The 26,029-nt window shown below is 31.0% G+C and carries 26 protein-coding genes and 1 pseudogene; all 27 read right to left on the bottom strand.

Annotation, left to right across the window (positions count from 1 at the left end):
- Positions 1 to 6: 6 nt before the first annotated feature.
- Positions 7 to 1,308: a glutamate-1-semialdehyde 2,1-aminomutase gene (locus B5D25_RS04540; RefSeq protein ID WP_078786771.1), complete on the bottom strand. Its 1,302-nt coding sequence runs from the start codon at positions 1,306 to 1,308 to the stop codon at positions 7 to 9.
- A complete protein-coding gene (locus B5D25_RS04535) occupies positions 1,301 to 2,290 on the bottom strand; it encodes a Gfo/Idh/MocA family oxidoreductase (protein WP_078786770.1) in 990 nt (329 codons plus the stop codon). Before B5D25_RS04535 ends, B5D25_RS04540 begins: the two co-directional genes overlap by 8 nt.
- A 166-nt stretch (positions 2,291 to 2,456) precedes the next feature.
- Positions 2,457 to 2,681 carry a transposase domain-containing protein gene (locus B5D25_RS12715; protein ID WP_176755071.1) on the bottom strand — a complete coding sequence of 75 codons (225 nt, stop codon included), beginning with the start codon at positions 2,679 to 2,681 and terminating at the stop codon, positions 2,457 to 2,459.
- Positions 2,664 to 2,936 (bottom strand): annotated as a pseudogene (locus tag B5D25_RS13230) (IS66 family transposase); the annotation flags it as partial. The gene B5D25_RS12715 and the pseudogene B5D25_RS13230, both read right to left, overlap by 18 nt.
- Before the next feature lie 263 nt (positions 2,937 to 3,199).
- On the bottom strand, positions 3,200 to 3,475 hold the full coding sequence (locus tag B5D25_RS04525; protein ID WP_078786769.1) for a hypothetical protein: 276 nt from the start codon (positions 3,473 to 3,475) through the stop codon (positions 3,200 to 3,202).
- The gene (locus B5D25_RS04520; protein ID WP_078786768.1) at positions 3,472 to 3,867 is read right to left on the bottom strand and encodes an AAA family ATPase; all 396 of its coding nucleotides are present in this window, start codon (positions 3,865 to 3,867) and stop codon (positions 3,472 to 3,474) included. Before B5D25_RS04520 ends, B5D25_RS04525 begins: the two co-directional genes overlap by 4 nt.
- Before the next feature lie 79 nt (positions 3,868 to 3,946).
- Positions 3,947 to 4,657, bottom strand: a complete 711-nt coding sequence (locus tag B5D25_RS04515) for a hypothetical protein (protein WP_078786767.1) — start codon at positions 4,655 to 4,657, stop codon at positions 3,947 to 3,949.
- Complete coding sequence (locus tag B5D25_RS04510) at positions 4,654 to 5,307, bottom strand: ParM/StbA family protein (protein ID WP_090348104.1); 654 nt, start codon at positions 5,305 to 5,307, stop codon at positions 4,654 to 4,656. Before B5D25_RS04510 ends, B5D25_RS04515 begins: the two co-directional genes overlap by 4 nt.
- Positions 5,308 to 5,666: 359 nt before the next feature.
- Positions 5,667 to 5,843, bottom strand: a complete 177-nt coding sequence (locus tag B5D25_RS12845; RefSeq protein ID WP_159444081.1) for a hypothetical protein — start codon at positions 5,841 to 5,843, stop codon at positions 5,667 to 5,669.
- 15 nt (positions 5,844 to 5,858) lie between these two features.
- Positions 5,859 to 6,356 (bottom strand): hypothetical protein, encoded by a 498-nt coding sequence (locus B5D25_RS04505; RefSeq protein WP_078786765.1) that lies wholly within the window; start codon positions 6,354 to 6,356, stop codon positions 5,859 to 5,861.
- Between the two features lie 437 nt (positions 6,357 to 6,793).
- Positions 6,794 to 7,048 carry a hypothetical protein gene (locus B5D25_RS04500; RefSeq protein ID WP_078786764.1) on the bottom strand — a complete coding sequence of 85 codons (255 nt, stop codon included), beginning with the start codon at positions 7,046 to 7,048 and terminating at the stop codon, positions 6,794 to 6,796.
- 204 nt (positions 7,049 to 7,252) lie between these two features.
- A complete protein-coding gene (gene lexA / locus B5D25_RS04495; protein WP_078786763.1) occupies positions 7,253 to 7,858 on the bottom strand; it encodes a transcriptional repressor LexA in 606 nt (201 codons plus the stop codon).
- Between the two features lie 88 nt (positions 7,859 to 7,946).
- Positions 7,947 to 8,444, bottom strand: a complete 498-nt coding sequence (locus B5D25_RS04490) for a hypothetical protein (protein WP_078786762.1) — start codon at positions 8,442 to 8,444, stop codon at positions 7,947 to 7,949.
- A complete protein-coding gene (locus tag B5D25_RS04485; RefSeq protein ID WP_078786761.1) occupies positions 8,437 to 11,718 on the bottom strand; it encodes an AAA family ATPase in 3,282 nt (1,093 codons plus the stop codon). The genes B5D25_RS04490 and B5D25_RS04485 overlap by 8 nt, the downstream gene beginning before the upstream one ends.
- Before the next feature lie 125 nt (positions 11,719 to 11,843).
- A complete protein-coding gene (gene wecB, locus B5D25_RS04480) occupies positions 11,844 to 12,980 on the bottom strand; it encodes a non-hydrolyzing UDP-N-acetylglucosamine 2-epimerase (protein ID WP_078786962.1) in 1,137 nt (378 codons plus the stop codon).
- Positions 12,981 to 13,013: 33 nt separating this feature from the next.
- Complete coding sequence (locus B5D25_RS04475; RefSeq protein ID WP_078786760.1) at positions 13,014 to 13,868, bottom strand: SDR family oxidoreductase; 855 nt, start codon at positions 13,866 to 13,868, stop codon at positions 13,014 to 13,016.
- Between the two features lie 17 nt (positions 13,869 to 13,885).
- On the bottom strand, positions 13,886 to 14,923 hold the full coding sequence (locus tag B5D25_RS04470) for a polysaccharide biosynthesis protein (protein WP_078786759.1): 1,038 nt from the start codon (positions 14,921 to 14,923) through the stop codon (positions 13,886 to 13,888).
- 1 nt (position 14,924) lies between these two features.
- Positions 14,925 to 16,091, bottom strand: coding sequence for a glycosyltransferase family 2 protein (locus B5D25_RS04465; protein WP_078786758.1), 1,167 nt, complete (start codon positions 16,089 to 16,091; stop codon positions 14,925 to 14,927).
- Positions 16,084 to 17,634 (bottom strand): lipopolysaccharide biosynthesis protein, encoded by a 1,551-nt coding sequence (locus B5D25_RS04460; RefSeq protein ID WP_078786757.1) that lies wholly within the window; start codon positions 17,632 to 17,634, stop codon positions 16,084 to 16,086. Before B5D25_RS04460 ends, B5D25_RS04465 begins: the two co-directional genes overlap by 8 nt.
- A 29-nt stretch (positions 17,635 to 17,663) precedes the next feature.
- Positions 17,664 to 18,860, bottom strand: coding sequence for a glycosyltransferase (locus tag B5D25_RS04455; RefSeq protein WP_078786756.1), 1,197 nt, complete (start codon positions 18,858 to 18,860; stop codon positions 17,664 to 17,666).
- 71 nt (positions 18,861 to 18,931) lie between these two features.
- On the bottom strand, positions 18,932 to 19,990 hold the full coding sequence (locus tag B5D25_RS04450) for an EpsG family protein (RefSeq protein WP_078786755.1): 1,059 nt from the start codon (positions 19,988 to 19,990) through the stop codon (positions 18,932 to 18,934).
- Positions 19,981 to 21,243, bottom strand: coding sequence for a glycosyltransferase family protein (locus B5D25_RS04445; protein ID WP_078786754.1), 1,263 nt, complete (start codon positions 21,241 to 21,243; stop codon positions 19,981 to 19,983). The genes B5D25_RS04450 and B5D25_RS04445 overlap by 10 nt, the downstream gene beginning before the upstream one ends.
- A 15-nt stretch (positions 21,244 to 21,258) precedes the next feature.
- Positions 21,259 to 22,365, bottom strand: a complete 1,107-nt coding sequence (locus tag B5D25_RS04440; protein WP_078786753.1) for a glycosyltransferase family 4 protein — start codon at positions 22,363 to 22,365, stop codon at positions 21,259 to 21,261.
- 40 nt (positions 22,366 to 22,405) lie between these two features.
- On the bottom strand, positions 22,406 to 23,728 hold the full coding sequence (locus B5D25_RS04435; protein WP_078786752.1) for a nucleotide sugar dehydrogenase: 1,323 nt from the start codon (positions 23,726 to 23,728) through the stop codon (positions 22,406 to 22,408).
- A complete protein-coding gene (locus B5D25_RS04430) occupies positions 23,728 to 24,705 on the bottom strand; it encodes a hypothetical protein (protein ID WP_078786751.1) in 978 nt (325 codons plus the stop codon). The genes B5D25_RS04435 and B5D25_RS04430 overlap by 1 nt, the downstream gene beginning before the upstream one ends.
- Positions 24,692 to 25,399, bottom strand: a complete 708-nt coding sequence (locus B5D25_RS04425) for a WbqC family protein (protein ID WP_078786750.1) — start codon at positions 25,397 to 25,399, stop codon at positions 24,692 to 24,694. The genes B5D25_RS04430 and B5D25_RS04425 overlap by 14 nt, the downstream gene beginning before the upstream one ends.
- Positions 25,399 to 26,013, bottom strand: a complete 615-nt coding sequence (locus tag B5D25_RS04420; RefSeq protein ID WP_078786749.1) for a sugar transferase — start codon at positions 26,011 to 26,013, stop codon at positions 25,399 to 25,401. The genes B5D25_RS04425 and B5D25_RS04420 overlap by 1 nt, the downstream gene beginning before the upstream one ends.
- Positions 26,014 to 26,029: the final 16 nt, after the last annotated feature.

Below are 26,029 nucleotides of genomic sequence, written 5' to 3'. Positions count from 1 at the left end.
TCTACCTCAATTAAACTTTCTGAAAACAGGTTTGATAACGTTTCCTTCGATAAAGTCTTTAACATCACCATTAAGAGCATTTTCATATACTTTAATACTCTTACGAACCGCTTCAAGAGTTTCATTAATCTCAACATCTGTATGCTCATAAGCTACAGAAATATATGGCATCAGTATACCATGCTTGATCATCTCAGAAACAAATACGGTTCTATACTCCAAAGAAGGATTTTTATCTTTGTCGCAGATTACAAGATTTGGTGAGCATTCAGCACCTGTATAATAAATATAATCGCCAAGTCCGTGCTCTTTTGCGATATCTACGATACCCTTACAAAGCTTCTTACCTTCATTCCAGATATGATCTGTAACATTAAGATCCTTATATACATTTACAGTCTCAATGAATGCACCTAATCCACTCATTTCTGCACCATGAGTTGTAGAAATAAGGAAAACTCTTTCCTTGCCAGGAATCAGGCCGCCAAGTTCCATTATCTCTCTCTTACCACCAAGTGCTGCAACTGAGAATCCGTTTGCCATACCTTTACCATATGTTACAAGATCAGGTTCTACTCCATAATATTTACAAGCGCCCTGAAGATCCCATCTAAATCCTGTGATCATCTCATCAAGGATATATACAACGCCATATTCCTTACATAATGCACCTACCTTCTGTAAGAAACCATCCTTAGGCTCCTCAGATTCAACAGGTTCCATTATAAGACAGGCTATCTTGCCTTTATACTGCTCAAAAATATTTTTAACTGAATCAATATCATTATAGCTGAACTGTAATGTGAATTTCTTACCATCCTCAGGAATACCACAATCCATTACAGTGTCACCGATGAACCAATCATCATATGAGAAGAATGAGTGTTCTTTACATCTAACGATATAATCTCTTCCTGTATATGCTCTTGCAAGTTTAACAGCTGCAGTTGTAACTGTAGAACCATTCTTAGCAAACTTAACCATATCAATCCAAGGAATAAGATTTACTAATGTTTCAGCAGCATCAACCTCAACCTTAGAAGCTTTTGAAGCTGTATTTCCGTTTCTTATCTGAGCTATAGCAGCATCTGCGATTCTCTCAAATCCATAACCTACTGTTACCGATCTACATGCCATTGCATAATCGATGTATTTATTTCCATCAACATCCCAGCAATAAACTCCTTTAGTTTTCTCAAAAACTCTAGGTGCATTTCCCGGAAATACCTCATCTGTTCTACTGTATGTATGAGCTCCGGCCGGGATTAAAGAATGTGCTTTTTTTCCATATATTTCATTATTAGTCATTGTCGTCCTCCTCAATTTTGTTAATCATATTTATAATCTCTTTGTCCTTTTCAAAAGAATATTTCGGACTGTCTTTTCCTCTTATTGAATCGAAAAAGTTTACTAATTCGTTATAGTACGCATCTTCAATGATAAAGCTTGCGTATCCTTCTTTTCTACTATACTCGTCGTAAAGATTCACTTTCTCGGATTCTTTTTTTGAGATGTCATACTTAAACAATGTCTCAGGTGTACCATCCCATGTAACAAATACATCTTCGCCAAACATCTCAAATCTTCTCTCAGCTTTTCTTGATATAACATCAATTTCAACCATGCCCTTATTTCCATTTTCATGTTGGAAAAGAATCTGAAATGAATCCGCATAGTCAATATCGAGTGTACTATTCTTACTCTTTACCCATTTATATGAACGGATATCACCAAACACATCTACTAACCATGGAAATTCAATAGCCATCAATTCTCTACATCCATTAGTTCTCTTATCGCCAACAAAGAAGTTTTTGTAGCTCTCCCATGGATGCCAATCCGGAAGATATTGTCCAACGTGATAGATGTAACTGATCGGCTTTGAATGCTTAAGCGCTTCACCTTTTATATATTCAACTTCTTTCCTGTACATAAAAGTTGAAGAAAGAAACAAAATCTTTTTCATACGTGCCGCAAGTTCAATATTCTCGTCATATCCGTCGTCTACAAGATTAAGCTCTGTAAAAACATGGAGATTATTCTTCAAGCACTCATTTATTATGGATGAATGAGATAAAGGAGACGTCGAAATAATAGCAGCCTCACATTCATACTTCTCGCATGCTTTTCCTATACTGTCCTCAGTAACGATTCCAAGTTCAGCTTCTGCTTTTTCTCTTCTCTCCTGATTACTATCAATACCGATAATATTAATAGATTTGTCCATTTTTTTTATCAAACGTGCTCTTCGACACCCCATGGATCCCAGGCCAACAATTATAGTATTCATAACTTTCCCCTAAATCCTGTTCTTTCATTTTAGATTGAATAAATCTTTCAACCCTATAATATTTTACTACATTTCCTCTACAAATGAAATGATTATTTATGTTATTTTCTACTTCGATGTAACGTAAGCGTCAAACCATGCGCTCCCCATTAAAATACGCCGCTGACTAGCGGCGCGGTTTCCGACATTCATCTGGTAGTTCGGTAGCCCACGGCATCAGCGGATCCAGTTTTGTAATGTCTATATTTCCTTTGTCATCACAGAGCTTTGGAAGCTCTGTAAGTAGATATTCAAGATATTTATAAGGGCGTAAATCATTGAGCTTCGCTGTTTCAGTAATACTGTATATTGCAGCTCCTGAATCTGCTCCACGTATGGAATCAAAGAACAACCAGTTCTTCTTTCCAACACAGAAGGTCCTGATAGCTCTTTCAGATGCTGAGTTATCAATAGGAACTTCCCCATCTTCCAGGAAGACTCTGAGTTGTTTTTACTGATTGATACTGTAATTAAGACCTGACGCTGTTTTACCCTTTGGAAGCATTGTATTAAGAACAGTTTTCACCCACGCAAAGTATTCGTCTACAAGGGGCTTTATATTAGCCTGACGTTCCTTTAGACGTTCTTCAGGTGAAAGATTCTTAATCCTGAAACATCAGGATGATGCTCTTGAAACATACATAAAAAATCTACTGCCATGGTCAACAGCCTTACCTGACAGCTGTCGAAAACAAATCAATAAGTAACTTTTACAGCCATCCCTTCGGGTGTGGCTGTAATTTAGAAGTACACGAGTGGTTTACCACTTACTTCTTATCTCCAACTTAATCATCCCCTTTCCGGTTAAAACAAAAAGCCGCTCCGGAGTTTTTTACACTCCGAAACGGCTTCACATACATTTTTATTCAACTATTTCAACAAATCCACAAGATACAATTCATCTTTCTTGTGTTTGCCTTTTATTCTTTTGTACTCCTTAATTGCTTCGACCAGTTTATCTGGATCAGATCCATAATAATCTGTAAAAAACTGAGTACTGTTATCATATTGTCGTCTGCCACATTTAATATGTTTTTTTGCAAAATCCTTTGGTTCATCCTCTCCAAAAATCAGCTTGTCATTTCTTATGAGAATCCTCATGATCTCCAGTTCATTCGGACCCTCACACATAATGAGTCTTATCATGATTTTAGTTTCCTCTTCAGATTCATAAGAGCATTATAATCAACAGCTGTTTGAAAAGCGTTATTATAATATTGTTTACTCTTTAAAAGTTCTGGTCTTATCTGATAATCTTCATACATGTTGGAGAGAGAAACCTGTACTCCTGATTTACAGATCCATATATTATCCTGCCTTCCCATCTGATCAAGCACTTCGCAATAATGGGTAGTAAATATTAAAGTTGCGTTGTTTCTGTTGACACTTTTATCTTTATATAAACTTATCATGTTTTCAACAAGCGTTTTATGAAAATGATTTTCTACTTCATCAATAAGCAGATCAAATCCTTCCTTAAGAGATGCAACCATAAGAACATATAATAATATTCCCTTAGTAGTACCACTCGATAACATATTCTAAAGAAAAAAGCCAAACCTTGTCAGTTTTTCATTATATTTTCAGTCAACACATATAAATATGGAAAAAATGCTTTTATGATATAATCTTTTTTAATTTCTCATAACCCTCTAAATTTTTTTCTATATTAGATTTTAATTCATCTTTCAATGAATTTAGCTTTGAAACTATATCGGAACACGAAAATTCAACATCATCTTCAAGGCCATCACTAGCACATCCTTCTTCATCAAAGTTCAGATATCCCACTGTTAAAATTATGGTTCCTTTTGAAATAATATTATTATTTTCATCTATAATTTTCACTTCTATAGTCTCTTGTTCTCCCTCAGATAAGGGGCCCAACAAACTTTCTAATTTAAGATAATATACTTGATCATTAATTCTTATACATATATTATCTCCATATTTTAAATTATCTGGCAATCTTTCTATATCAGATAATTCATTATAATAATCCTGTTGCTCTTCAAACCAACAAACAATATCATCGATTTCATCAATAGTGATAGCACTAGTATCTTCAGGCAACGGAAAATCATTATAGTCTTTAAAACACATTGATACTTTTTTTAATACAACATTATCCATATTATTCTTTATAATACTTAAGCATTGGTCAACTATATTTGAAATATCTTCATAATTAGAATATAAACTGTTAATGTCATCAAATATTTCAATAACTGATTTTTTAAAATCTGAATCATCAAGAATCTCATCCAAATAGCTATCATATTCATTTAACGCAACAAATCCTAATTCTTTACGATCAATATCTTTCAAATAATCATCACTATCTGCTCTCCGAACCGTCTAATACATTCCTTATTAATTGCCCTCATACAGGTTATGATTCCCTGAGGTATAGAACTGATACCTGATTCATCCGGCTTACGATTTATTACCGGAACGATATCTATGGTCCAGCTTCCTATATCTACTACAACAACTTTAGAACCAAACATCGGCAGACTGTCTATCACTGCCGGATAACACTGGGGATATATAAAAGCTTTATCAATCCATATATGGAAATTCTCTTCTTCATATTTGAAGATAATCTCATTATTCTGAGTCAGATATTTTTGAAAATCTTTCTTTTCATCTCCATATCTGGAAGCTGGAAGCCCTGCTGCTATTACTACATGTGCATCATGCTTTTTTCTGATTTTTAATTCTTTAGCAATGGCTGCCAATGTCAGGTAGTAATAATCAGGTGTTACAACCTTGTTCCTCTTTACTTCCATACGACTTGTTCCAACCTTGTAGAACTTCCCTTTATATCCCAGTACATCATCAAAAAAAGCGGGCTCAGTACTTATTTCCTTTACTCCGCTTTTAAAGACAGTACCCACTGTCTTGATATAACTCCATCCGTGGTCAATTCCTATGATTTCAGTTACTGTAGCACCTGTTTTATCAATACTTTTCATTTCAAACCACATCCTTTTTGTTTCATGTGTAATCCTCCGGCTCCACAAAAGAAGTCGAACCGGAGGTATTGTCATCTTTTTCATCTATAATAGTTCTCGCACACCTGCTAAACCGTGCCGTTCCCTGCCCCAGGATCTCTGCGGCGTCCACCATGGGCAAGTCCGAAAGCTTCGCAGAATGCAATAGTTTCTATCGGATAAGCGTCCATAGGAATATCTTCGTCGGTTGCAGGCTATTCAGTTGTAAATGTTCGATAAATGAGAAGCCTTGAATAAACGACTCTCACCTATCACACGAAACGCAAAGTGTTTAACAACATAATTTGCGAATTTTTATAAAATATTTTTCCTGCAACCAATTAATCTTCGTAATACATCTCTTTAAGCTGCTCACGAAGTGCTTCTACTATCTTCTTTGCATCAACATAATGTCTGCTGACCGCCTGCTGAGTCTTTCCAAAGAGTGGAGCTATTTCAACCTGAGTCTTTCCATCACCCATGATTTTTACAAAGATTTCCCACTTAATAGGCTTCATTGAATTCTTTACAATTTAGAATATCTCAAGCATCTTCTGATGATCCAGTTCTTTGATAATTTCTTTCAGATAATCATCTGATGTTCCAAGCTGTGCCATATCCTCAGATATTCCACTGTATGAGAACTCCGTATGATCAGCCTCTACCTTTTCACGGTTACGCATGATACGATCATTTCCTTCGAGGATGATTCTGACATACCACTCTGAACTCATTAAAACTTCAGACTGTATGTTTCTCTCTTTCCTTGAAACCAGAGTTGAATCAGTAGTGTCGTATTCCATATTCTTATTTACGATTTCACTGAGATGGAACACAGTGAACTTCTCATCCTCCTCATAGAGAACATAACCACTCTCAAATACTCTGATACAGACCTTGATAGATCCTCCTCCCATAGTTGTTACATACTTAGCAAGCTGTCTCTCATGTCTTGAAAGAAGCTGATACTTTCCAAGCTGTCCTTTTGCTTTTCCACCTCTAACCTGTGAATAAAGTTCCTTTAATGTCATAATGACCACCTTTCTACGGGTGGCCATCAACACATATTTGCACGCAAAGAAGAGGATTTTGACTCACCCGTTTTTTTTATTTGGGTGAGCCTCACCTCCAAAGTTTTTATTTAGTTTTCAGATAGTCCGGATAGAAATCTTCCTCTTATCTGTAAATCTCTTTACCTGTAACTGTACCCTTGGCACAGTTCTTCACTTATCCCACGAAACGCAGGATGTTTTACAACAAATAATATGTATTTTTCAAAATTTTTTTACAAAAAAAGTCCGGCAAAACGATATAAAACCAAAATGGTCTTAACACGTTTTGCCGGACTTCTGATGATTCAATGTCAAATATAGTCTCTCGACAAACTCTCGCGATATGATGCCGAACTTCTGATCACTTGTCAGTACAACGAATTCATCAAATCACTCTTTTCTTCAGTTTTCTCTTATCAGTCGGTTAGTACATGGTCTTTTTCAAGTTTAGTAAGTGCTCTGGCATATAACAGTATAGTCTTTCTTGTATTATCACTAACATACTTAGATCTATCCACGGATATAGCCACTCCGTCATTAACATATGAATAGTAATCAAATCCACATTTAGGACACTTGATAAAAGAATCTGTTGCAAATGTTTTCTGTATGACTTTGGCACATTTAGGACAAGTCACACAATACTCTGCGTCGTTCTTTGCTACGCTCATCAAAATTCCTCCATAAAAAAATGATTATTAATCACTCATACGGATAAGGGAAACAAAACCGTTGATGAGAAGTCTATTAGCCATTCCGAAGCGTCAAAGCAACGCTGCTAACAGATATATAGTTGTACAAGAACCCGCTTTGTCGGTTCAGGACTGTTACACCTCAGTCACCACCAACCAAGGATCACAGCAGATAATAGTCCGCTACAAGTCCTTCAATACTTTTATTGCTACCCCCTGAATATTCCCGTCTTTTCCCTCTATTGGAAGATAGTTTTTCTTTTTATTCTCAGGCAGTAAAAAATACTTTCTTGTAGCCTTATTGTAACTCAGGCGTTTCAAAGTACTTCCACCATCTACAAGAGCCGCTACAATGTCTCCCGGATTTGCTTCAAGCTGCTTTCTTACAATAACCAAGTCACCACTATTAATTCCGGCATCCACCATAGAGTCACCACTTGCTCGGAGAATAAAGAAATCTCCACTTCCAAGCAAGGACTTTGGCAATGTTATATACTCTTCCGTATTCTCAATCTGTTCTTCCGGAGAACCACAAGGAATAACTCCCACTATAGGTATATTTACAGTCTCTGCATTCAGCTTATTCGTAACCCTTGTTTGAAGCACACCTTCTTCATATGTGATCATCCCCTGCTGATGCATCTCCTTCAGATAATTGAAAGCCGTTGCTTTGCTGATGCCAAGTGCTTCGCCTATCTCAGCTGTGGACGGCGTACGCGAGTATTCTAGAGTAAACTGTTCTGCGAAGTCTCGAATTTTAAGCATTAATTCCTTACTCTTGCTTCTCATGATGTGTTTCCTTTCTATCTTAAACGCACCGTTTACGATAGAAATAATATCAGAAAATTTCCGGGAATGCAAGCGTTTTTTAACTCAACTACTTTTTAATCTGTTTTCTTTTTTTATATTCTTCACATCGAACTGCATTTTTACTCTTATGTTCAAGATTATATACAACACTGATATAAGGAAGATTTATAGTTACAGTGGCAACACTTACTTTAAGTTCATTTGCTATTCTTTTTATAGCTATATCTTCTTTAAATCCTAATCCACCATTTGATACAGATAATGTATAAAGCTTAAAAAGTCGTTCCACTTCTCTACTTCTTTCCGTTGACCAACATCCACCAGTAATAAGTATTTTTCTTATTTTCGATGTTGACATTTTTATACCTTTTTCTTCTAATTCTTTTTGAAAAACTTGAAGACTTTTATGCATTGAAAACTTTCCCGGTGACCAATCTGAACCAGGTACACGAGATTCGTATCCTGCAGTTGGTGGTTTTGAATCTTCTAATCTATCATCATAAACATCTCCATAGAGAGCACAAATAAAATCAATATAATCTTTTGAGGGGGAATTCTCACGCATTATGGCTGTCCCCCTTTATAAGTTTTAATAAACTATCCGGATAGTATATTTCTGACAAATCTAAGAATCTAACAAATATACAGAAAAGTTTATTCCATTCTATTTCTATATCATAATGATCTATAAGGTTTGGTATATTACCGATAATTTCGTTCCAATTACCAATATGTTGTTTATCTATAACACGTGCAAACAGAGCCTGATGTATTATTGCAAGATATTCTTTTTTTATTACAACTTTGTCAAAAAAATCATATATTTCAACATATGGCAAACAAGAAAATGAACCATCTGCATAACGCGAACATTCCAATGCTGACATTCCGCTTTTTTTTATATAGTCAAAGTCTTCTTCTCCAATATATCCATGTTCGAAAGGTACATATTCTTTTTTTAACGAACTACTTTCATCGCTTAAATATTGAACGCCAGCAGACTCTAATATATTAATTTCATTTTCTGATAAACCACCATATACAGCTATATCATAGTAATCAAGAGCATCAACAAACATTTTGCTATACCTTGATTTTAATGCTTCTTTTATATCCCAACCATCTATATGCTTTGTATTATAATGGATACTTATTAACTCATTTATAATCTCATTTATAAAGCACTTTGGTAAACAATTAATATTTTCCGGGCTGATTTCTAACCAATTGATTTTTAGATTATTATCATAAATCTTATTTGTTTCAACTAGTTTATTTGTAAATTCAGGACCTTTTAAATTTATATAGGTAGCTAATAGATGGCGTATCCCTTTTTCAGACTGATTCATTAATCGATTAATTATACAAACAGAATCATCTTCATCTAAAAAACCATGTTTTTCAAATATATATAAAGCCACATCTATGGTATGAACACTATAATCTTTTCTTTGATAATACATCATCCAAAAATAATTAATATTATTAATATCAATAGATTTATTATCATGATTTGAGAGCCGAATATATGAGAGTAAATACGAAGAAACATTAAAAGAACCTTCACAAGCTTTATTATTTATTATCTCTTTTACAGAACTATAATTTCTAAAAATATTATTTTCCTCAAAGAATCCTAATTCATGAAGCTTATATCTTACTGCTTTACATATACTTTCAACCCAAAATCTATCTTTAATATATTTATTAAATAACTTTTTATTTATAGCCTTATCATCATTGTTTTCAATATACTCATTAATTTCCATAAACAATGGATAATCTATTTTTTTATGTATCCAAATACTAACAAGATAATCAATAATTAAATCTCTCTTTTCTATTGTATCAATATCAGTTTGATTTATTTTATCTAGTATTTGTGGATATTCCGGTTCTTTATCGAAGCATTCATAAAAACTATCCTCATCTAATATGGATCTTATAGCGTCATCAATTTGATTAGCACCATACATGGTATTTGAAAAGAAACGTTTTAAGTATTTGTCTGATTTATACTTACATGTCAAATATACATTCCATATAATACCTGAGCTAAAAATACTATTTTCTATATCATCTTGTTTATTAAGATATAATAATACTTGATAAATATGGTTTTCATATCCTATAAGATCATTTCTTGAGACAATTTGATATATCAATGCAAACGAATAATATTGATATACATTTAGAATATTTGCCCTACATTCTAATAAATATCTTAATTGATCATAAAAAGAAAAAAGCGAATTAAAATCAATAGTCTTATTAATTAATTTTTCAAAAAAATCAAAATCAGAATATTGACTAATAAGTTTAGAAATAACAGATTCATCTAACATAAAAGATGAAACTCTTGCCATATATTCAACTTCTCCAGAATATAGCGATTCACATACCTTATTAATAATTATTTTGCTTAAATCCGGCGATTTAATAAAGCTATTGCGCAAATAAGTATTAAAACTGTCATGAAACAAAGACACCCTATTGACTTCGATATTAAAAAGATACGGATAATCCTCTATAAAACTATTTATTGAAGAAAAAAAAGCACCTGAAAAGTCTCCCAATTCTTTATATGTAAAAAAACTATTATTATTTGCAAAAACACCTAATAATTCTTTTACTTTAATATTTGTGAGTAATTTATCATAATAATCAGATATATCACTTATTGGATTATCAAAACCTAGTTCTCCCCTTTTTTTATAATGTTCAGCAACATAATATATAATAATAGGATAACCTTTAGTTAATTTATATATATTATTCTTTAAATGATAATCATTTATACCATATGTCAAATACAAATATAAAAAGGTTTCATCCATAGACCAGTTAGTCAATTCAAGCTTATTCCATATTATCTTCCTCCTTAAAGGTCTGGATAACAATAAGACAGACACTTTCGATGTATTTAACAATTCAAAAAAATCAATAAACTTGTCTAATTCAATTGGGTTATAATTCTCAACATGATCTAATCCATCTACAATTAATATTTTATTGGTTTTTTCGAGTTCAGCTATTAGTTCGTTTATAGAAAATGATTTTGGAGAATTAAAAACTTCTATTCCAATTTGTTCCAAAAAAACATCAAATCTTAGTCGAGCTGTCAATTGTGAATCTTTTGAACTTATCCAAAACCTATATATTATTGAATTTGGATATTGTTCTATTATTTCATTTGCGTAATGACTCTTTCCCACTCCAGCTTTTCCTTCTATAAAAGTTATTCCATTACTAAGAGGTTTATTAAATTCACGAATGAGTACTGTATTTTGTTCTAAATCTGTAGAAAATCTTATAATCGGTGGTAAATTATCAATATGTATTTCAAATTTCTCTGAACATATTAACTCGTTTGCAAATTGGATTATCTGAAGCTCCCGCCCCTCACTTTCAAACATTTTATCCAATTCATCAGAAATATTTTTTTCAGGAAATGGAATCACATTAATTTCACCAATCTTAAATGCGGGTAACCCAAACACTTTGGTGGTACAATAATCTAATAAATCAGAATTCACAATCACAATATTATTATCTTCCGGATTATAACTATTTTTATTAGATTTTATAATGAACATATCATTTTTTTTGTCAATTTTTAAATCCTGAATATTTAACTTGTCATAGTTTTTTACTTGAATACGGTACTCAACACCGGAAGAAAGTTTTATATAGAAATCATCAAAATTTTGAGTATCTGTAGCTTCAGATATAATTATTTCTATATTCCTTTCTGTATCCATTTTTGATAACAGATAAACAAAAAAATAATTTTGATATGTATACCCTTTTAGAGCATTTCTTGCTGTTTTCATTTTCATAATAACGGTATCTCCCTTTTTAGTTATATATTCTACGAGAATATGTCAATTAACACATGTCAATTAACACATGTAGTCTAAATAAAATCAAAAGCAAATAAGCCTTTGATTTTATTTAGACAAAACTATATAATGGGATTTTTTCTCCAAACCATTTTATTAATTATACCTGTATAACTTTGAATAATTTTAACAACTTTAGTACTTACATTTTTATCACAATAAGCAGGAACATCAATAGCATCATCTCCATTTGCATGCATAGATACAGCCAAATCAACAGCTTGAAGAACCAGTTCAGTTGTTATAGATCCAATCGTAAACACCCCTTTATCCATTGCTTCAGGGCGTTCTGTACTAGTTCTTATAGAAACTGCAGGAAATTTAAAATATGCTCCTTCTTCTGGAACAGTACCACTATCACTAACAACACAAAAAGCATTTTGCTGTAACTTATTATAATCAAAGAAACCTAAAGGCTTATGCTGTATCACTCTTTTATCAAACTTGAAATTTCTTTCATCTATATACTTTTTACTTCTCGGATGACATGAATAAAGAATTGGCATATCATACTTTTCAGCCATCGCATTCACTGCATTCATAAGACTAAAGAAATTTGATTCTATATCAATATTTTCTTCGCGATGCGCAGATAATAAAATATACCTTCCACTTATTAGTCCTAGATCTTCAAGTACTGTACTATTTTGAATACTCTTTTTATATATATCAAGCACCTCTGCCATTGGAGACCCAACGACAAATGTATATTCAGGTTTTACTCCACTATCAAGAATATATCTTCTAGCATGTTCAGAATAACATAGATTTATGTCACTAGTAACATCAACTATACGTCTTATCACCTCTTCTGGTAGGTTCTCATCTTTACATCTATTTCCAGCTTCCATATGAAAAATAGGAATTTTCAGTCGTTTAGCACTTATAACACAAAGGCAAGAATTTGTATCACCTAGAACAATTATAGCATCTGGTTTAACTTTTACCATCAAGTCATAAGACTTGGAAATAATATTCCCCATTGTCTGTCCAAGATTATCGCCCACCACTCCAAGATAATAATCAGGTTCACGAATTTCCAGATTGTCAAAAAAAACTTTATTTAATTCATAATCATAATTTTGACCTGTGTGTACTATTACTTGATTAAAGTACTTATCTGATTTTTTAATTATTTCAGACATCTTTATTATTTCTGGTCGTGTTCCAATTATAGTCATCAATTTCAATTTATTCATTTTCATCATATCCTCGATTATACATTATACATTTTAAAGCTCATAATGTGGATATAATTCCTTATGAGCTCTCATCCATTCAGCAAGTTCAGCCACCATAAATTCATAATCAGGAATTTTATAGCTAAAATCCCATCTCGTTCTTTTTAAAGATTTGTCCGCAGCCATTCTATCAACAGGTATAATATTTACTTTATTTTTACGAATATACTTATTAAAAAGAACAAGAAGATCACATTTTGAAATACTACTTTCAGGAACCGTATTAAACAATCCATATGCCCTCTCTTGAGCAGCCACCTCCATTGTTTTAGCCAATTGAAGGGTAGTCTGTCCAGTCCACATAGCACCTGTATATCCAGTCACATCCCCATTTTGTTGCATAAACCAATTAAGAAGCCCTATGCCATTAGGATTAATATCAGGTCCTACAATAGAATTTCGAAGAGTAATATTTTTATTATCTTCAAGCTCCCCAAGTGCCTTGGTTCGATCATAAAATGTTCTTCCATCTCTTAAATCTTCTTCTGTATATTGACCACGTTCACCACTAAAGACACAATCCGTACTCATATGTATGATTTGAGTATCTGTATCAGCCGTTAGTTCTGCAAGTTGATGTGGAAAATAAGAATTTAAATAAACAGCACTAGATTTATTATTTTCTGCAAATTGATTTAATAAACCAATACAGTTTATTACAGTATCGTACTTATTATAACCAATAAGTTCTTTGATAAATGATTCCTCCATCGCATCACCAGCAACAGAATTTATAAATTTGGAAGGAGAACGATCAAAACCAAAAACATCATGTCCCTTCTCCTTTAAATATAAGCTTATGGTGTGACCAGCCATACCATTACAGCCGAGAATAAGAAAGCGCATATTAATCCCCCCATTTATTAATCTATATGTAGTTGCTCATTAACATAATCTGTTGTTAATAATTTGTTTACGGTTCCTTCAATATCTAATCTAGTTGTGTTATGACTTGTATACGCTTCATCAGCCTGTGTTTGAACTTGTCCTTTAATAAAATACTTATCATAATTAAGATCTCTATTATCAGCAGATACTCTGAAATATTGCCCCATATCCTCAGAACGTAAACGTTCCTCTGTGGTAAGCAATGTTTCATATAATTTCTCGCCATGACGAGTACCAATAATTCGAGTACCTGTATCCCCAAACAGTTTTTGAACAGCTTTAGCTAAATCACCAATCGTACTTGCATCAGCTTTTTGAACAAACAAATCGCCCGGTTCAGCATGCTCAAACGCAAATTTAACTAAATCAACAGCCTCATCCAGATTCATAAGAAATCTTGTCATTTCAGGATTTGTAATTGTAATTGGTTTACCAGCACGAATCTGATCAATAAAAAGAGGTATAACTGATCCTCTTGAACACATAACATTACCATAACGTGTACAACAAATTATTGTATCGCCTCTTTCCGCTGCAACACGTGCATTAGCTGTAATAACATGTTCCATCATAGCTTTTGAAATTCCCATAGCATTAATTGGATATGCTGCCTTATCAGTACTTAAGCAGACTACACGTTTCACTCCAGCCTCGATTGCAGCATGTAACATATTATCAGTACCTTCTATGTTAGTTTTAACAGCTTGCATCGGAAAAAACTCACAGGATGGCACCTGTTTAAGAGCAGCCGCATGAAAAATAAAATCGACACCTGGCATCGCATCTCTTATAGATTGTAACTCTCTTACATCACCAATATAAAACTTTACTTTATTTGCAAAGTCAGGATACTTAAGTTGTAATTCATGACGCATATCATCTTGTTTTTTTTCATCTCGAGAAAAAATACGAATTTCTCCAATATCAGTAGTTAAAAAATGTTTTAGTACTGTATTTCCAAAGCTTCCCGTTCCTCCTGTTATTAACAATGTTTTTCCTGTAAAATCACTCATATCACAACACCCTTTCAGTAAAATTTATAATATAATTATCAGCTTTTTCTGCTGCACTTACCATATCAAATATTTCATAAAACCTTATGACATCTTTTTTCTTTCTCATTATCCGTTTTATAACTTTTTTAAATAATTGATAAATACGAATATAATAAGAATATAAACAAATCTTATAAACACTTATTTTTTGTTCTTTTGCACTAAGAGCAATTTCATTATGAAATTGAGGATATTTTGCCCATAAACGAGACAAAAAATACATCGAATCAAATGATATACTTAATTTATCCGAATTAAAAATATCAAAAGATTTCAATCCCGTTTCTGCCCATATTGTTTCTACAGAATAAACATAAGGAATACGCTTATCCCACTCATAATTATTATGTCCAATAAAATGTGGTGCATCACTTAAACTTCCTGTATGAGCTCCCGACGCAGAAGCAGAAGAACCACTTTTAGGACATATCCCTGATATCGTTACAGGAACATTTTGCGCAAGAACCTTATTACAAACAAAACACAACGCAACAGCCATAAACATATCTGGTGTTAATCCGTCAAAATATTTTCCTGCCTTATTTTTAATCAGATTCAAAACTCTTTTATGAACCAAACCGTGATATAATCTAGGCACATCCAATTTTTGGTAATCTTGAAATCCCCTCTTAAGCAATGCTTTCAATGATTTTTGTGGATTAACAACTCTAATAGTATCATCTAGATATGAAATGTACTCATAACCGTTAATTGCACCTTTAACAATAGGAGGATCACTAGGCCAAAAATATACCGAATTTAATCCAGGAATAAAACAATCAATATCCTCTTTTTGGGCAATTTCTACAATATCCATTATTCTAGGTAATACACCATCATCATCGCCAATCATACAAACATATTCACCTAGAGAAAACTCTACAGCCTCACTAAAATTATCAACAAAAGACAAAACTCGATTATTATAATGATACAAAACTCGCTCTAGTGATAATCTATCACAAAAATCTTTTAATGGTTTTTCATCATCGCTATTATCTTGAATAATTATTTGGACACTTTCATTAGTAGCATCTATTATTTGCTTCATAGATTCGATGCAATAAAATTGACGATTTTTGGTTGGAATAATAATGGTCAATTTATACATATACTGATTATCCACTTTTTCTTCTCCTTAACACTCTCATAATAACATTTTTTAACGAATTAAAAGCAAACTTAAATTCCTTTGTATATATAAATGGTAATGTAACAAATACAACTGAAATGATAATAGAAATAATAAAACACATAATAAGCGACATAATATTCTCATTATATATCAATGTATTAATTTTAACAGTTATATAAGAACCAACAAGAACAATAATGAAACGAAGTAAATAATTCAAATAATAAACTACAAGACCGTTTTTCCATTTGTATTTATATAATATATATGGTTCAAACCAAACTGAAGTAATAATAAGACTTACTGCAGTTCCAATAAATATTCCAATCAAACCAATTTTATTTACTAACACAAGCGAAACACCTAAATTAATAACTGCCTCGCATATATTTTTTACATTTATCTTCGGCAAAAGATGGTATATTGTAATAAACTGTAAATTACTTTGACGGGAATTACTGAAATAAAAGTTAAGTGATATTATTACTGAAATAATTAGCTCCAATTCAAATTTATGTCCAAGCCAAGTAATAATTGTAGGCGTAAGTAACCCAATCAAACAAATTGTTGCAGCTCCATATAAACAATAATAAACATAATTAATTTTAAAATATAATTCCTTTGACTCAATAACTTCTTTTTGTGCACAATAATTACCAATACTAGCCTGCATGGAAGAAAAAATCATTCCAATCATTGTGCTTACCGTGCATACAATCAAACTATAGTTTGAGTATCTTCCAGATATCACACTTCCAAGAACACTGGAAAGAATAATAGTATCAGTGCTATTTAATACAGTTAATTCAATTCTAGTAGATAAAACGCCAATAGAGTCTTTTATTAATTGATTTTTTTCATCCTCATCTAAAGAATCTGTCTCCTGAGAATATAATATATAAGGATATTGTTTTTTTGCTTTTAATGACAACACATAACCAGATAATAAATTACATATTATTTTAATTAACATATATAAAATAAAACTATGAAAAGCAAATAATACTAACACTTGTACAATTGACTGAATAATCAAAAAAATAGTTCTATTATTAGCATTTATAAAGTCTTTTTGGTCAGCACTAAATAAAGCTCTATACTGAGCAAAAAAATAAGTGGCGACAGTATCACTCAAATATAATAAAAATAATAATTTTAATTGTGGAATATTCTCAGCATCGGCAAGTAGATAATTAAGAAATGGAGTTAATATTATTCCTCCAACACCAATAATTATCCCAATATATGAATATACTTTTTTATAAGCCTTAAAATATTTTACAATTTCTTTTTTTTCATCTCTTGCAATAGGTCCATACATATTTGTAATAAGTGCAGTTCCTAAACCAAGTTCAGCCAGTGAAAGAACCGATAAAATATTACTAAACAAACCATTAACGCCCAAATATTCATCAGACAGTGTTTTTATAAAAACCGTTCTAATTAGAAATTGGATAACAACAGCAAAGATTTGATTAAAAAGATTAAAATATGCATTTTTAAATGATTTTATTGTTCTTGATTCATTTTCCATTTTTATATTCTTATGTTTATATACTCTTTTTATTTACTTAAATATAATTCATAATATTCTTTTATCATTCTGTTTTTAGATAAAAAATCACGATTACTATAATAATCCTCATCTCTATATTTTTTTTCTAATAACGCTTTAATTGAAACACCCAAACTATAATAATCGTCTTGATCAACAAAAGCCGAATTATTATGTGGTAAAAATGATTCAGGACCACCTGATTTAAAACCTACCACCGGAGTCCCACAGCAAAGACTCTCCGCACATACCATAGAAAAAGTTTCCCTTAAACTCATCACAATCGTTATATCTGCAATATTATACAGCATCACTAACTCATTCTTATCTTTTGTATGTTTAATACATTTTATATTAGCAGGCCAATCATTTTTCTTTTCATTCACTCCTACCATCAAAAAATCCCATTCAGGATGCATTTCAGCAAATTTTAGTACTTTATTACCACCTTTTAAATGATGATAAAAATTAGGTGTCAAATATAACAGTAATGGTCTACCCTCATTTTTTATTTTCTTTATATACTCATCATTACAAATGATTCGTTTAAAAATATCAATGTCAACTCCATTCAATACAGTGGAGAATCTACAATTAGAATCTCTAAATATTTGAGATGATTTAGCTCTATTCGTTAACCAATTTGATACACCAACCACCGTAAGTTCAGGAAAGCAATTAAAGCATCTTTTCATTTTATCATAGCATATTGCTGCGTCATCTCTAAAATATCTCGTCAATTTACCTTTTATAATGTCACAATCATAACATCTTTCTCTCCACTTCTCACAATTAATTGCATGCTCACATCCTGCAGTATGCATTATTTCAGCATGAAGTGTAAGAACTGTTTTGATTTGGTTTTTCTTTAAATATGAAATCAACTTATAAACATTAATGCAATGTCCATTAAGACAATGCAAATGCACAACATCTGGTTTCATTCTTTTCAAAATTTTAATAACTCTATTTGTTGAAATTAGAGAATAACCAAATTCAACGCCCGTTAAACGTGTTAACAAAGAATGAAATTTTGCTTCAATTTCAGACGAAAATTTATATGTAAATCTATCTTTAGAAAACTCTCCACGTCCATATAAAACAAAACACTGATTTCCTTGTGATTCAAGTCCTTCCTTTAAGCTTTTTACAAGCATTCCAGTACTTCCATTTCCATATACACAATTAATTTGGATTATTTTCATGCTAATTCCCTTTATACTATGTAAACATTCATATCTATGTTTTTATATCTACAACCGTTGAAGTTTTTATATTATATGAACATTTGATAATTTATATTTGAAAAAATAATAAAATATGTTAGAAACACCGTACCTGCACCCAATTTCAAAAGTACTCTCGTTCTTGAATCATTTTCAGAACATACTGAATTAGGAAAAAGAATATAATTAAAAAACAAAAAATAATATCCAATTCTAAACATTGAACTCACATATTTATTTAGGAAAAAGAACAATAATGAAATTATTGAGCAATAAAAGAACCCTGAATAATTTGATTCATTGATTGATTTGAAATATATGCAGTAAACAAAAACAATCATTAATTGAATAAAAAATATAGTAAGACTATAATTACTTATATTATTTTGATAATAACCAAATCTATTCCCGGCATTAGCTAAAGCCGTAATAAAATTACGAAGAATTGTACTTCCACTTATAAATACAATGATTGAAACACTCAAAGCAATCAAGTTATTAATTTTATTTATTTTTAAGTTTTTAATAAAAAGAGCAACCATAAAAATCAATGCAGTCTGATGAAAAAAAGAACCAATTATAATTATTATTACTGGAATCAATCGTTTTTCCTTATTAAGATAAATATTATATGCCAAAATACACAATGTCATAGCACAAACTTGCTTTTGTCCCGACATAGAAAAACTAAATATACCGGTAGAAATATATAATATAAATGAAAGAATAATATCTTCACTATTTTTATAAATAAAATAAAAAACAACCGCATTAAAACAAAACGCAATGAAGAAAAACCATAAATGCACATCACATCCTAAACCATGAAAGATTTTTCCAACAGAATAATATCCCCAACAAGAAGGAAATGACTTAATTATCATTAAAAACGAATAATTTGAATAATTATTGTACTCATATATATATGCACTAGTATCTGATCCTACAGAATCAGCTCTTAATGCTGTTAATACTGACAATACAATCGTAGCAAAAGCACAAAATAATCTCCGTTTTCTTTGATCAACATTTATTTTACCATGCAGATTTAGAATAGACGCATATATAAAAATAATTAAAATACCAATTTTTAAAAAATCTATTGACATAGTTTATTTATTTCCTCTAACATCTTTTGAGAATTAGCTTTTTTAGAACAATAATTCTTTCCTGTATTCCATGCATTCACTGCAAGTTTGCTTCTAAGATTATCATTATTAAGTAATTCAAGAATATTATCATAAATATGTTGTGGATTATCAATTACTTGAGCACAATTGTTTTCTTTAAAAAATTTAATTGATGCCAACTCAAAACTACCTAATGCAGCAATACATCTCCCTGCATATAAATAATCCACTATTTTAGTCGAAAACGAGTATTTTGCAGTACTATCATAAAAACTTTCTGCATAAACTAAAATATCTGCTTTTTTTTGCAAACCATCAACTAGTTCCGGTGATATTTTACCCATAAACTGAATACCAGATTTTTCAAATTCTTCTTTAACCTTATCATTAAGCGAATTAGCACTGAATACTGTTAATATATGATTTGTCTGTAATTCTGAATTAATTTTTTTTATTGTATTAGCCAATGCAACAAGAGTCTTCCACCTTCCATAATAAAGATTTCCTATATATAAAAATTCTATATTATCTTTATTTACACTATATTCGTCCCTACTAATAAAATCTCGAGATTTAATAAGTGATAGAAAAGGGCGATTGAACTCTTTTGAATATGCATCTGAATGAATAGGCGACGAACAATAGTTTAAATCAGACAGTTCAATATTTTTTTTAATAAACTTACGCAAAAAATGATAATAAATTTGGTAGGATAATCCTTTCTTTTCTCTGATTAAGTAATTGTCATCACCATAAAATGAAACAAATTTATAATTATAATGTTTTATTATCCAATGTACAATTCTATAAATATATATGTAATTTGAAGCTGTAAAAAAAACAACATCAGGTTTAACCTGTTCAAGATATTGTTTTAAATTTGTCTTATTAAGATTTAAAAACCATAACAAATCTCTAATAAACCACAAAAATTTCCCTTTTTTGCTTCTACGATTTTTATATACAGAATCTATAATAGAAGCATTTTTTATCTGATTACTATATTTGCATTCCTCTTTATTACCTATTTTTTTTAGTCTAAAAACGTTTTTTACAATTTCCTGATCAGAAATATGAAATGCCGATTTAATGACAGAATTATCTGGTATGTCAGATCTAAAGTATAAATTATAATAATCATTTTTTTTATCATCACAAAAGAAATTTGTCATGGTATTACCAGCATTATCGTCATTTCTCCATGCGCTTGTTGTGACTACCAAAATATTCATTCTGACTCCTAGTATTTATAATATGTTCATCTCATTTAAAAACACTTTGTTTACTTCGTTAACATCAAATTTTTTACTAACTCTTAAACTCTCCTTTGACATTTGTTCTTTTAACTCGGGATTATCTAAAATACGAATAATAGCATCAGCAATTTTCTCTCCATCTTTTACCGGAACTAAATATCCATTAATTGAATCTTCCACTGTTTCTCTACAACCTGGAGCTAAAGTTGTCACAATTGGTCGCCCCATTGCTTCTGCCTCAACTATAGATCTTCCGTTTCCTTCATGATATGAAGGTAAAACAAATATCGAACACTTTTCTATATAAGGTCTAACATCATTTTGATAACCATATAAAACCACTTCACCTTGTTCTTTTATTTCTTTTATTTCTTTTTTGGATAAAGATTCTGGATTCTCATCGTATCCACCAACTATATAGAATTCAACATCTCTATATTTTTGATGAACTATCTTAGCAGCTTCAACAAACTCTCCTACTCCTTTACTCCAAACCAGTCTTCCCACCATACAAACAGCATCTTTATCTGGTAATGGTTTATATGTATAGTGATTTAAATCAATTCCAGAACCATTTACAAACCGTGATTGTTCTTTTTTTACTAATCCCATTTTTAAAAATGTATTATAATCATCTTGATTCATAAAAAACACTTTATCTGCTTTACTATGAACAATTTTAAATAGTGTTTTTAATACTAAACGAACAATCGCATTTTTTATCCCTTTACTATAAAAAGCAATTTCTAAGCCTGTTACAAAAACATAAATATGTTTTACTTTAGAAAAAATAGCTGCAAGCCCACCAAACGCTATGGGTTTTGACATGTATAAAAACGCAACATCAGGTTTTTCTTTTTTATACAACTTTTTATAGGCGTGAATCATTTTAAATCCTTCAATTATGCTTGTACCAGTTCTACTCCCCTTAATCTGATAGTATTTTGCCCCTAAATCGGTTATTGAATCATCCATTTCTTTATTACTTTCAATAGATGTACAAATAACCTCATTTCCATGTTTTATCCATTCTTTAATTAGTTTGCCTCTAAAACCAATCAGAGAATTTCCTTTTGACGCTGAAATAACTATTTTCATTCGTAATCCTCAATTATTTATAATATAATCAAACTATTTTTTATAATCTCCACCATTTAATATTATAAGCATTTAATTCTTTCACAGAAAAAAGTCCTTTTACATCAATTAATACTTTTTCCTCATTAGGAATATTTTTGAAAAGTTTGCATATATTACCTAACCCTAATGATTTAAATTCATCATGAGCTACAGCCACAATAATACAATTAGCATCTTTTATATCTTCTAATTTAGATAATTTTACATTATATTCATTTATTGCGTCTTTTTCATCGGCCCATGGATCAACAACTTCTGGTATTATGCCATACTCATTTAAATGTTTAATAATATCATTTACCTTACTATTTCGAGTATCAGGACAATTTTCTTTAAATGTTAATCCTAGTATTACAACTTTACTATTCTTGGGGGCTTGTCCAGCTTCAACCATTTTCTTAATTGAAGCATTGGCCACATAAGCGCCCATGCTATCATTTACAATACGTCCATTAAGGATTATCTGACTATGATAGCCCAATTTTTCCGCTTCGTATGTGAAATAATAAGGATCCACTCCAATACAATGCCCACCAACCAAACCAGGTCGAAAACCTAGTGCATTCCATTTCGTATTCATACCATCTACAACTTCATTTGTGTCTATATTCATACGATCAAATACCATTGCCAACTCATTCATAAAAGCAATATTAATGTCTCTCTGACTATTCTCAACAACCTTAACCGCTTCAGCTGTTCTAATATTAGAAACAGGATATGTTCCTACATCAATAACAATATCATAAATAGCTTTTATTTCATTTAACGAATCTACATCACTTCCAGATACAATTTTGCGAATATTTTCTAAACGATGAATTTTATCACCTGGATTTATTCGTTCAGGGCTATACCCCACTTTAAAATCAGTTCCAAACTTTAGACCACTCTGCTTTTCTAATATTGGAATACAAACATCCTCCGTACACCCAGGATAAACTGTAGATTCATAAACAACAATTGAATCTTTCGCCATATTTCTTCCAACAATTTCAGAAGCACCTATAACAGGTGATAAATCCGGAGTATGATCAGAATTAACAGGTGTTGGAACTGCAATAATAATAAACTTTGCATTTTTCAGTTCTTTTTCATCGTAAGTAAACTTTACAGATGTTTTTTTAATAGTATCATTTCCGACTTCATTTGTTGGATCTATCCCTGATCTATATAATTCAATTTTCTCTTTATTTAAATCAAACCCAATAACACTTATTCCTTTTTTAGCAAAAGCTACAGCTATGGGCATCCCAACATACCCAAGTCCAACAATAGCTATACTTTCCTCTTTATTAATAATCTTATTAAATAGTTCCATTATATAAAGTCCTCCTTATTTGTCACAATTGAATAAATATATTCAATATCTTTAAATGAATATCTTTGATCTATAGTTATTGGAATCATGAATCTCGATAACCAATACTCAAATGCTTTATCATTCATTTCGTCACATATATAATTCCACCAATGTCCCTGAAAATGCTTAGCTTTTTGAAGTTTTAACATTAATTCATCGTCTTCATAAACAAAAGGATAAACCATTGGAATTGTAGTTTCGTCATAATACATAGATGCATCTATACAATTAATCCCATCAAATAATTTTCTTGCATAATTAAAATTTTCAATTCTTTTTTTTATAATGTATTCATAATCTGTACCATCAAGAATCACCCTAGTGAGATCCGACATAATCATACAGTCCTCTGAATCAAGTCGTTTTTCATTTAGCTCTCTGTTTTTATAAGCTTTTCCTTCACATCCATACTCAATACGTTGCAATAAAAACAAAGAAGTATCTGAAGAAAAGCACTTATCATACTCTTCAATAAATCTATTTACATCAGATCCAATTACATAGGCTCCATCAGGCACCCCTATGAATTTTCGACAAGAATAAACATTCAAGCATGATTCATTCGGTTTACTAAAGAATGACTGACTATTATCGATAATTACATTATGAAACATCAAGGCTAATTCATTTATCCTGTCAAACGACATCACACCAAAATAATTGACAAGTAATACAGCTTCCCCAGATTTCTGATTAATATCTAATGGATTGAACATTTTATCAATATGATAATATTTAATTGTTACTCCTTTTTTTAAAAGAAAATCTCGAACAGTATCACATTGATAGTAAGGAATCCATATACAATCACATCCCAAAATCCTTAATGAGTGCCAAATAGCTGCTCTACCAGTATTTAATCTTATTATATTATTATCTCGATAATATTCTTTTCCTTTATCAAACTGAAGCTCAATAAAACTACCTATTTCCATAATTTAATTTTTTAACTTCTTTCTCTACATATTCCCAATCAAATCCACAATTAAATATATAATCAATTGCAGACATATAAGGTAAAAACCCAACTCTAGGCCAAATCTGTTTATACTCAATCGGCATATAATCAGTATAAGTTAATTTAATTCCTCTGTTTAAAAAATGTTCATCACTTTCATATGCTCTAGCACCATTTCCAGATAAATACTCTGATGCTCCTAATTTTACGCATATATCTATTACTCTTTCCTCCTTAGATGTATGGATATCCAAATCAGAACTTTTAATTATTTCAGTATCAAATCCAAACCCTTCTATTATCAATCTATCAATATTCATATTTAATTCTGAAATTGATCCATTATGATTAATAATAATTCTATATAAGTCAGGATAGAATTTATCAAAATATGGCGTCTTTGAATAATTCATTGCTATTGTTTTTAAATGCTTGTCTTTCCAATTTAATTCATCCTTAGTACGAACATTTAATATCAAATCTCCTAAATGCTGCTCAACTGGTATCTTTAACTTGAATTCTCCTTGTGGTGTTTTGATTTTATTAACATTATGATCTCCAATATTAGAATATTGAGCATCATCTAAATACACAAAAACATCTGAATGAGCAATTTTATAATATAAACCAAGCCATGGAATATAGTTTGGCTGATGTATCGAAACAACCATCACTTTTTCATTTCCTTTCGTTCTACATTAAGACTTTCTCTAACATATTCTCCATAGTCGTTTTTATACCGTTTTAGTAGTCCTTTAAAAACCGCCATTATGATTTGAAAATCTAGTTTTAAAGAAATGTTTTCTCCATAATAAGCTTCATATTCAAGCTGTTCATCCCATGTTGGTTGAACATTATTATATAAAACCTCTGGAGGAATTAATCCACCTCTTACATTAAATCTTAGTTTTTCCCTTTCAGTATAATAATCATCATACGAAATAGGCAATGGTCTTGGTCCAATAACTGACATATCTCCTTTAATAATAGAAAGCAATTCAGGTAATTCATCAAGAGATGAAGATCTTAAAAACTTTCCAAAAGATGTCACTCTTTGTTCATCAGGTAAATATTCACCATTTATATCTTTCTCTTCTGTCATAGATCTAAATTTAATAATAGTAAAACTTTTCATTCCTTTTCCAGATCTAATTTGTTTATAAAAAGCTGGCTTTCCATGTTTTATTCTTACTAATACCCATAACAAAAGAAAAAGTGGACTAATTATTATAAATAATACCAAAGAGGATATTAAATCAAAGAAACGTTTAAAAAACAAATACATCTATTGTTATCTCCAT

The sequence above is a fragment of the Eubacterium ruminantium genome (genome assembly GCF_900167085.1).
Classification (GTDB): domain Bacteria; phylum Bacillota; class Clostridia; order Lachnospirales; family Lachnospiraceae; genus Eubacterium_Q; species Eubacterium_Q ruminantium.
Note: the sequence above shows the minus strand (reverse complement) of the source record. Positions and strands in the feature narration are given on the sequence as shown.

Excerpts from the sequence above, each read along its gene's own strand:
- B5D25_RS04525 (WP_078786769.1), bottom strand. The coding sequence starts at position 3,475 with ATGATAAGACTCATTATGTGTGAGGGTCCGAATGAACTGGAGATCATG.
- B5D25_RS04500 (WP_078786764.1), bottom strand. The coding sequence starts at position 7,048 with ATGAGCGTAGCAAAGAACGACGCAGAGTATTGTGTGACTTGTCCTAAA.
- B5D25_RS04485 (WP_078786761.1), bottom strand. The coding sequence starts at position 11,718 with ATGAAAATGAAAACAGCAAGAAATGCTCTAAAAGGGTATACATATCAA.
- wecB (WP_078786962.1), bottom strand. The coding sequence starts at position 12,980 with ATGAATAAATTGAAATTGATGACTATAATTGGAACACGACCAGAAATA.
- B5D25_RS04510 (WP_090348104.1), bottom strand. The coding sequence starts at position 5,307 with ATGAAAAGTATTGATAAAACAGGTGCTACAGTAACTGAAATCATAGGA.
- B5D25_RS04470 (WP_078786759.1), bottom strand. The coding sequence starts at position 14,923 with ATGAGTGATTTTACAGGAAAAACATTGTTAATAACAGGAGGAACGGGA.
- B5D25_RS04425 (WP_078786750.1), bottom strand. The coding sequence starts at position 25,399 with ATGGTTGTTTCGATACATCAGCCAAACTATATTCCATGGCTTGGTTTA.
- B5D25_RS12845 (WP_159444081.1), bottom strand. The coding sequence starts at position 5,843 with ATGAAGCCTATTAAGTGGGAAATCTTTGTAAAAATCATGGGTGATGGA.
- B5D25_RS04460 (WP_078786757.1), bottom strand. The coding sequence starts at position 17,634 with ATGGAAAATGAATCAAGAACAATAAAATCATTTAAAAATGCATATTTT.
- B5D25_RS04475 (WP_078786760.1), bottom strand. The coding sequence starts at position 13,868 with ATGCGCTTTCTTATTCTCGGCTGTAATGGTATGGCTGGTCACACCATA.
- B5D25_RS04435 (WP_078786752.1), bottom strand. The coding sequence starts at position 23,728 with ATGGAACTATTTAATAAGATTATTAATAAAGAGGAAAGTATAGCTATT.
- B5D25_RS04540 (WP_078786771.1), bottom strand. The coding sequence starts at position 1,308 with ATGACTAATAATGAAATATATGGAAAAAAAGCACATTCTTTAATCCCG.
- B5D25_RS04420 (WP_078786749.1), bottom strand. The coding sequence starts at position 26,013 with ATGTATTTGTTTTTTAAACGTTTCTTTGATTTAATATCCTCTTTGGTA.
- B5D25_RS04490 (WP_078786762.1), bottom strand. The coding sequence starts at position 8,444 with ATGCGTGAGAATTCCCCCTCAAAAGATTATATTGATTTTATTTGTGCT.
- B5D25_RS04445 (WP_078786754.1), bottom strand. The coding sequence starts at position 21,243 with ATGAATATTTTGGTAGTCACAACAAGCGCATGGAGAAATGACGATAAT.
- B5D25_RS04430 (WP_078786751.1), bottom strand. The coding sequence starts at position 24,705 with ATGGAAATAGGTAGTTTTATTGAGCTTCAGTTTGATAAAGGAAAAGAA.
- B5D25_RS04440 (WP_078786753.1), bottom strand. The coding sequence starts at position 22,365 with ATGAAAATAGTTATTTCAGCGTCAAAAGGAAATTCTCTGATTGGTTTT.
- lexA (WP_078786763.1), bottom strand. The coding sequence starts at position 7,858 with ATGAGAAGCAAGAGTAAGGAATTAATGCTTAAAATTCGAGACTTCGCA.
- B5D25_RS04455 (WP_078786756.1), bottom strand. The coding sequence starts at position 18,860 with ATGAAAATAATCCAAATTAATTGTGTATATGGAAATGGAAGTACTGGA.
- B5D25_RS04520 (WP_078786768.1), bottom strand. The coding sequence starts at position 3,867 with ATGTTATCGAGTGGTACTACTAAGGGAATATTATTATATGTTCTTATG.
- B5D25_RS04505 (WP_078786765.1), bottom strand. The coding sequence starts at position 6,356 with ATGACATTAAAGGAACTTTATTCACAGGTTAGAGGTGGAAAAGCAAAA.
- B5D25_RS04535 (WP_078786770.1), bottom strand. The coding sequence starts at position 2,290 with ATGAATACTATAATTGTTGGCCTGGGATCCATGGGGTGTCGAAGAGCA.
- B5D25_RS04450 (WP_078786755.1), bottom strand. The coding sequence starts at position 19,990 with ATGTCAATAGATTTTTTAAAAATTGGTATTTTAATTATTTTTATATAT.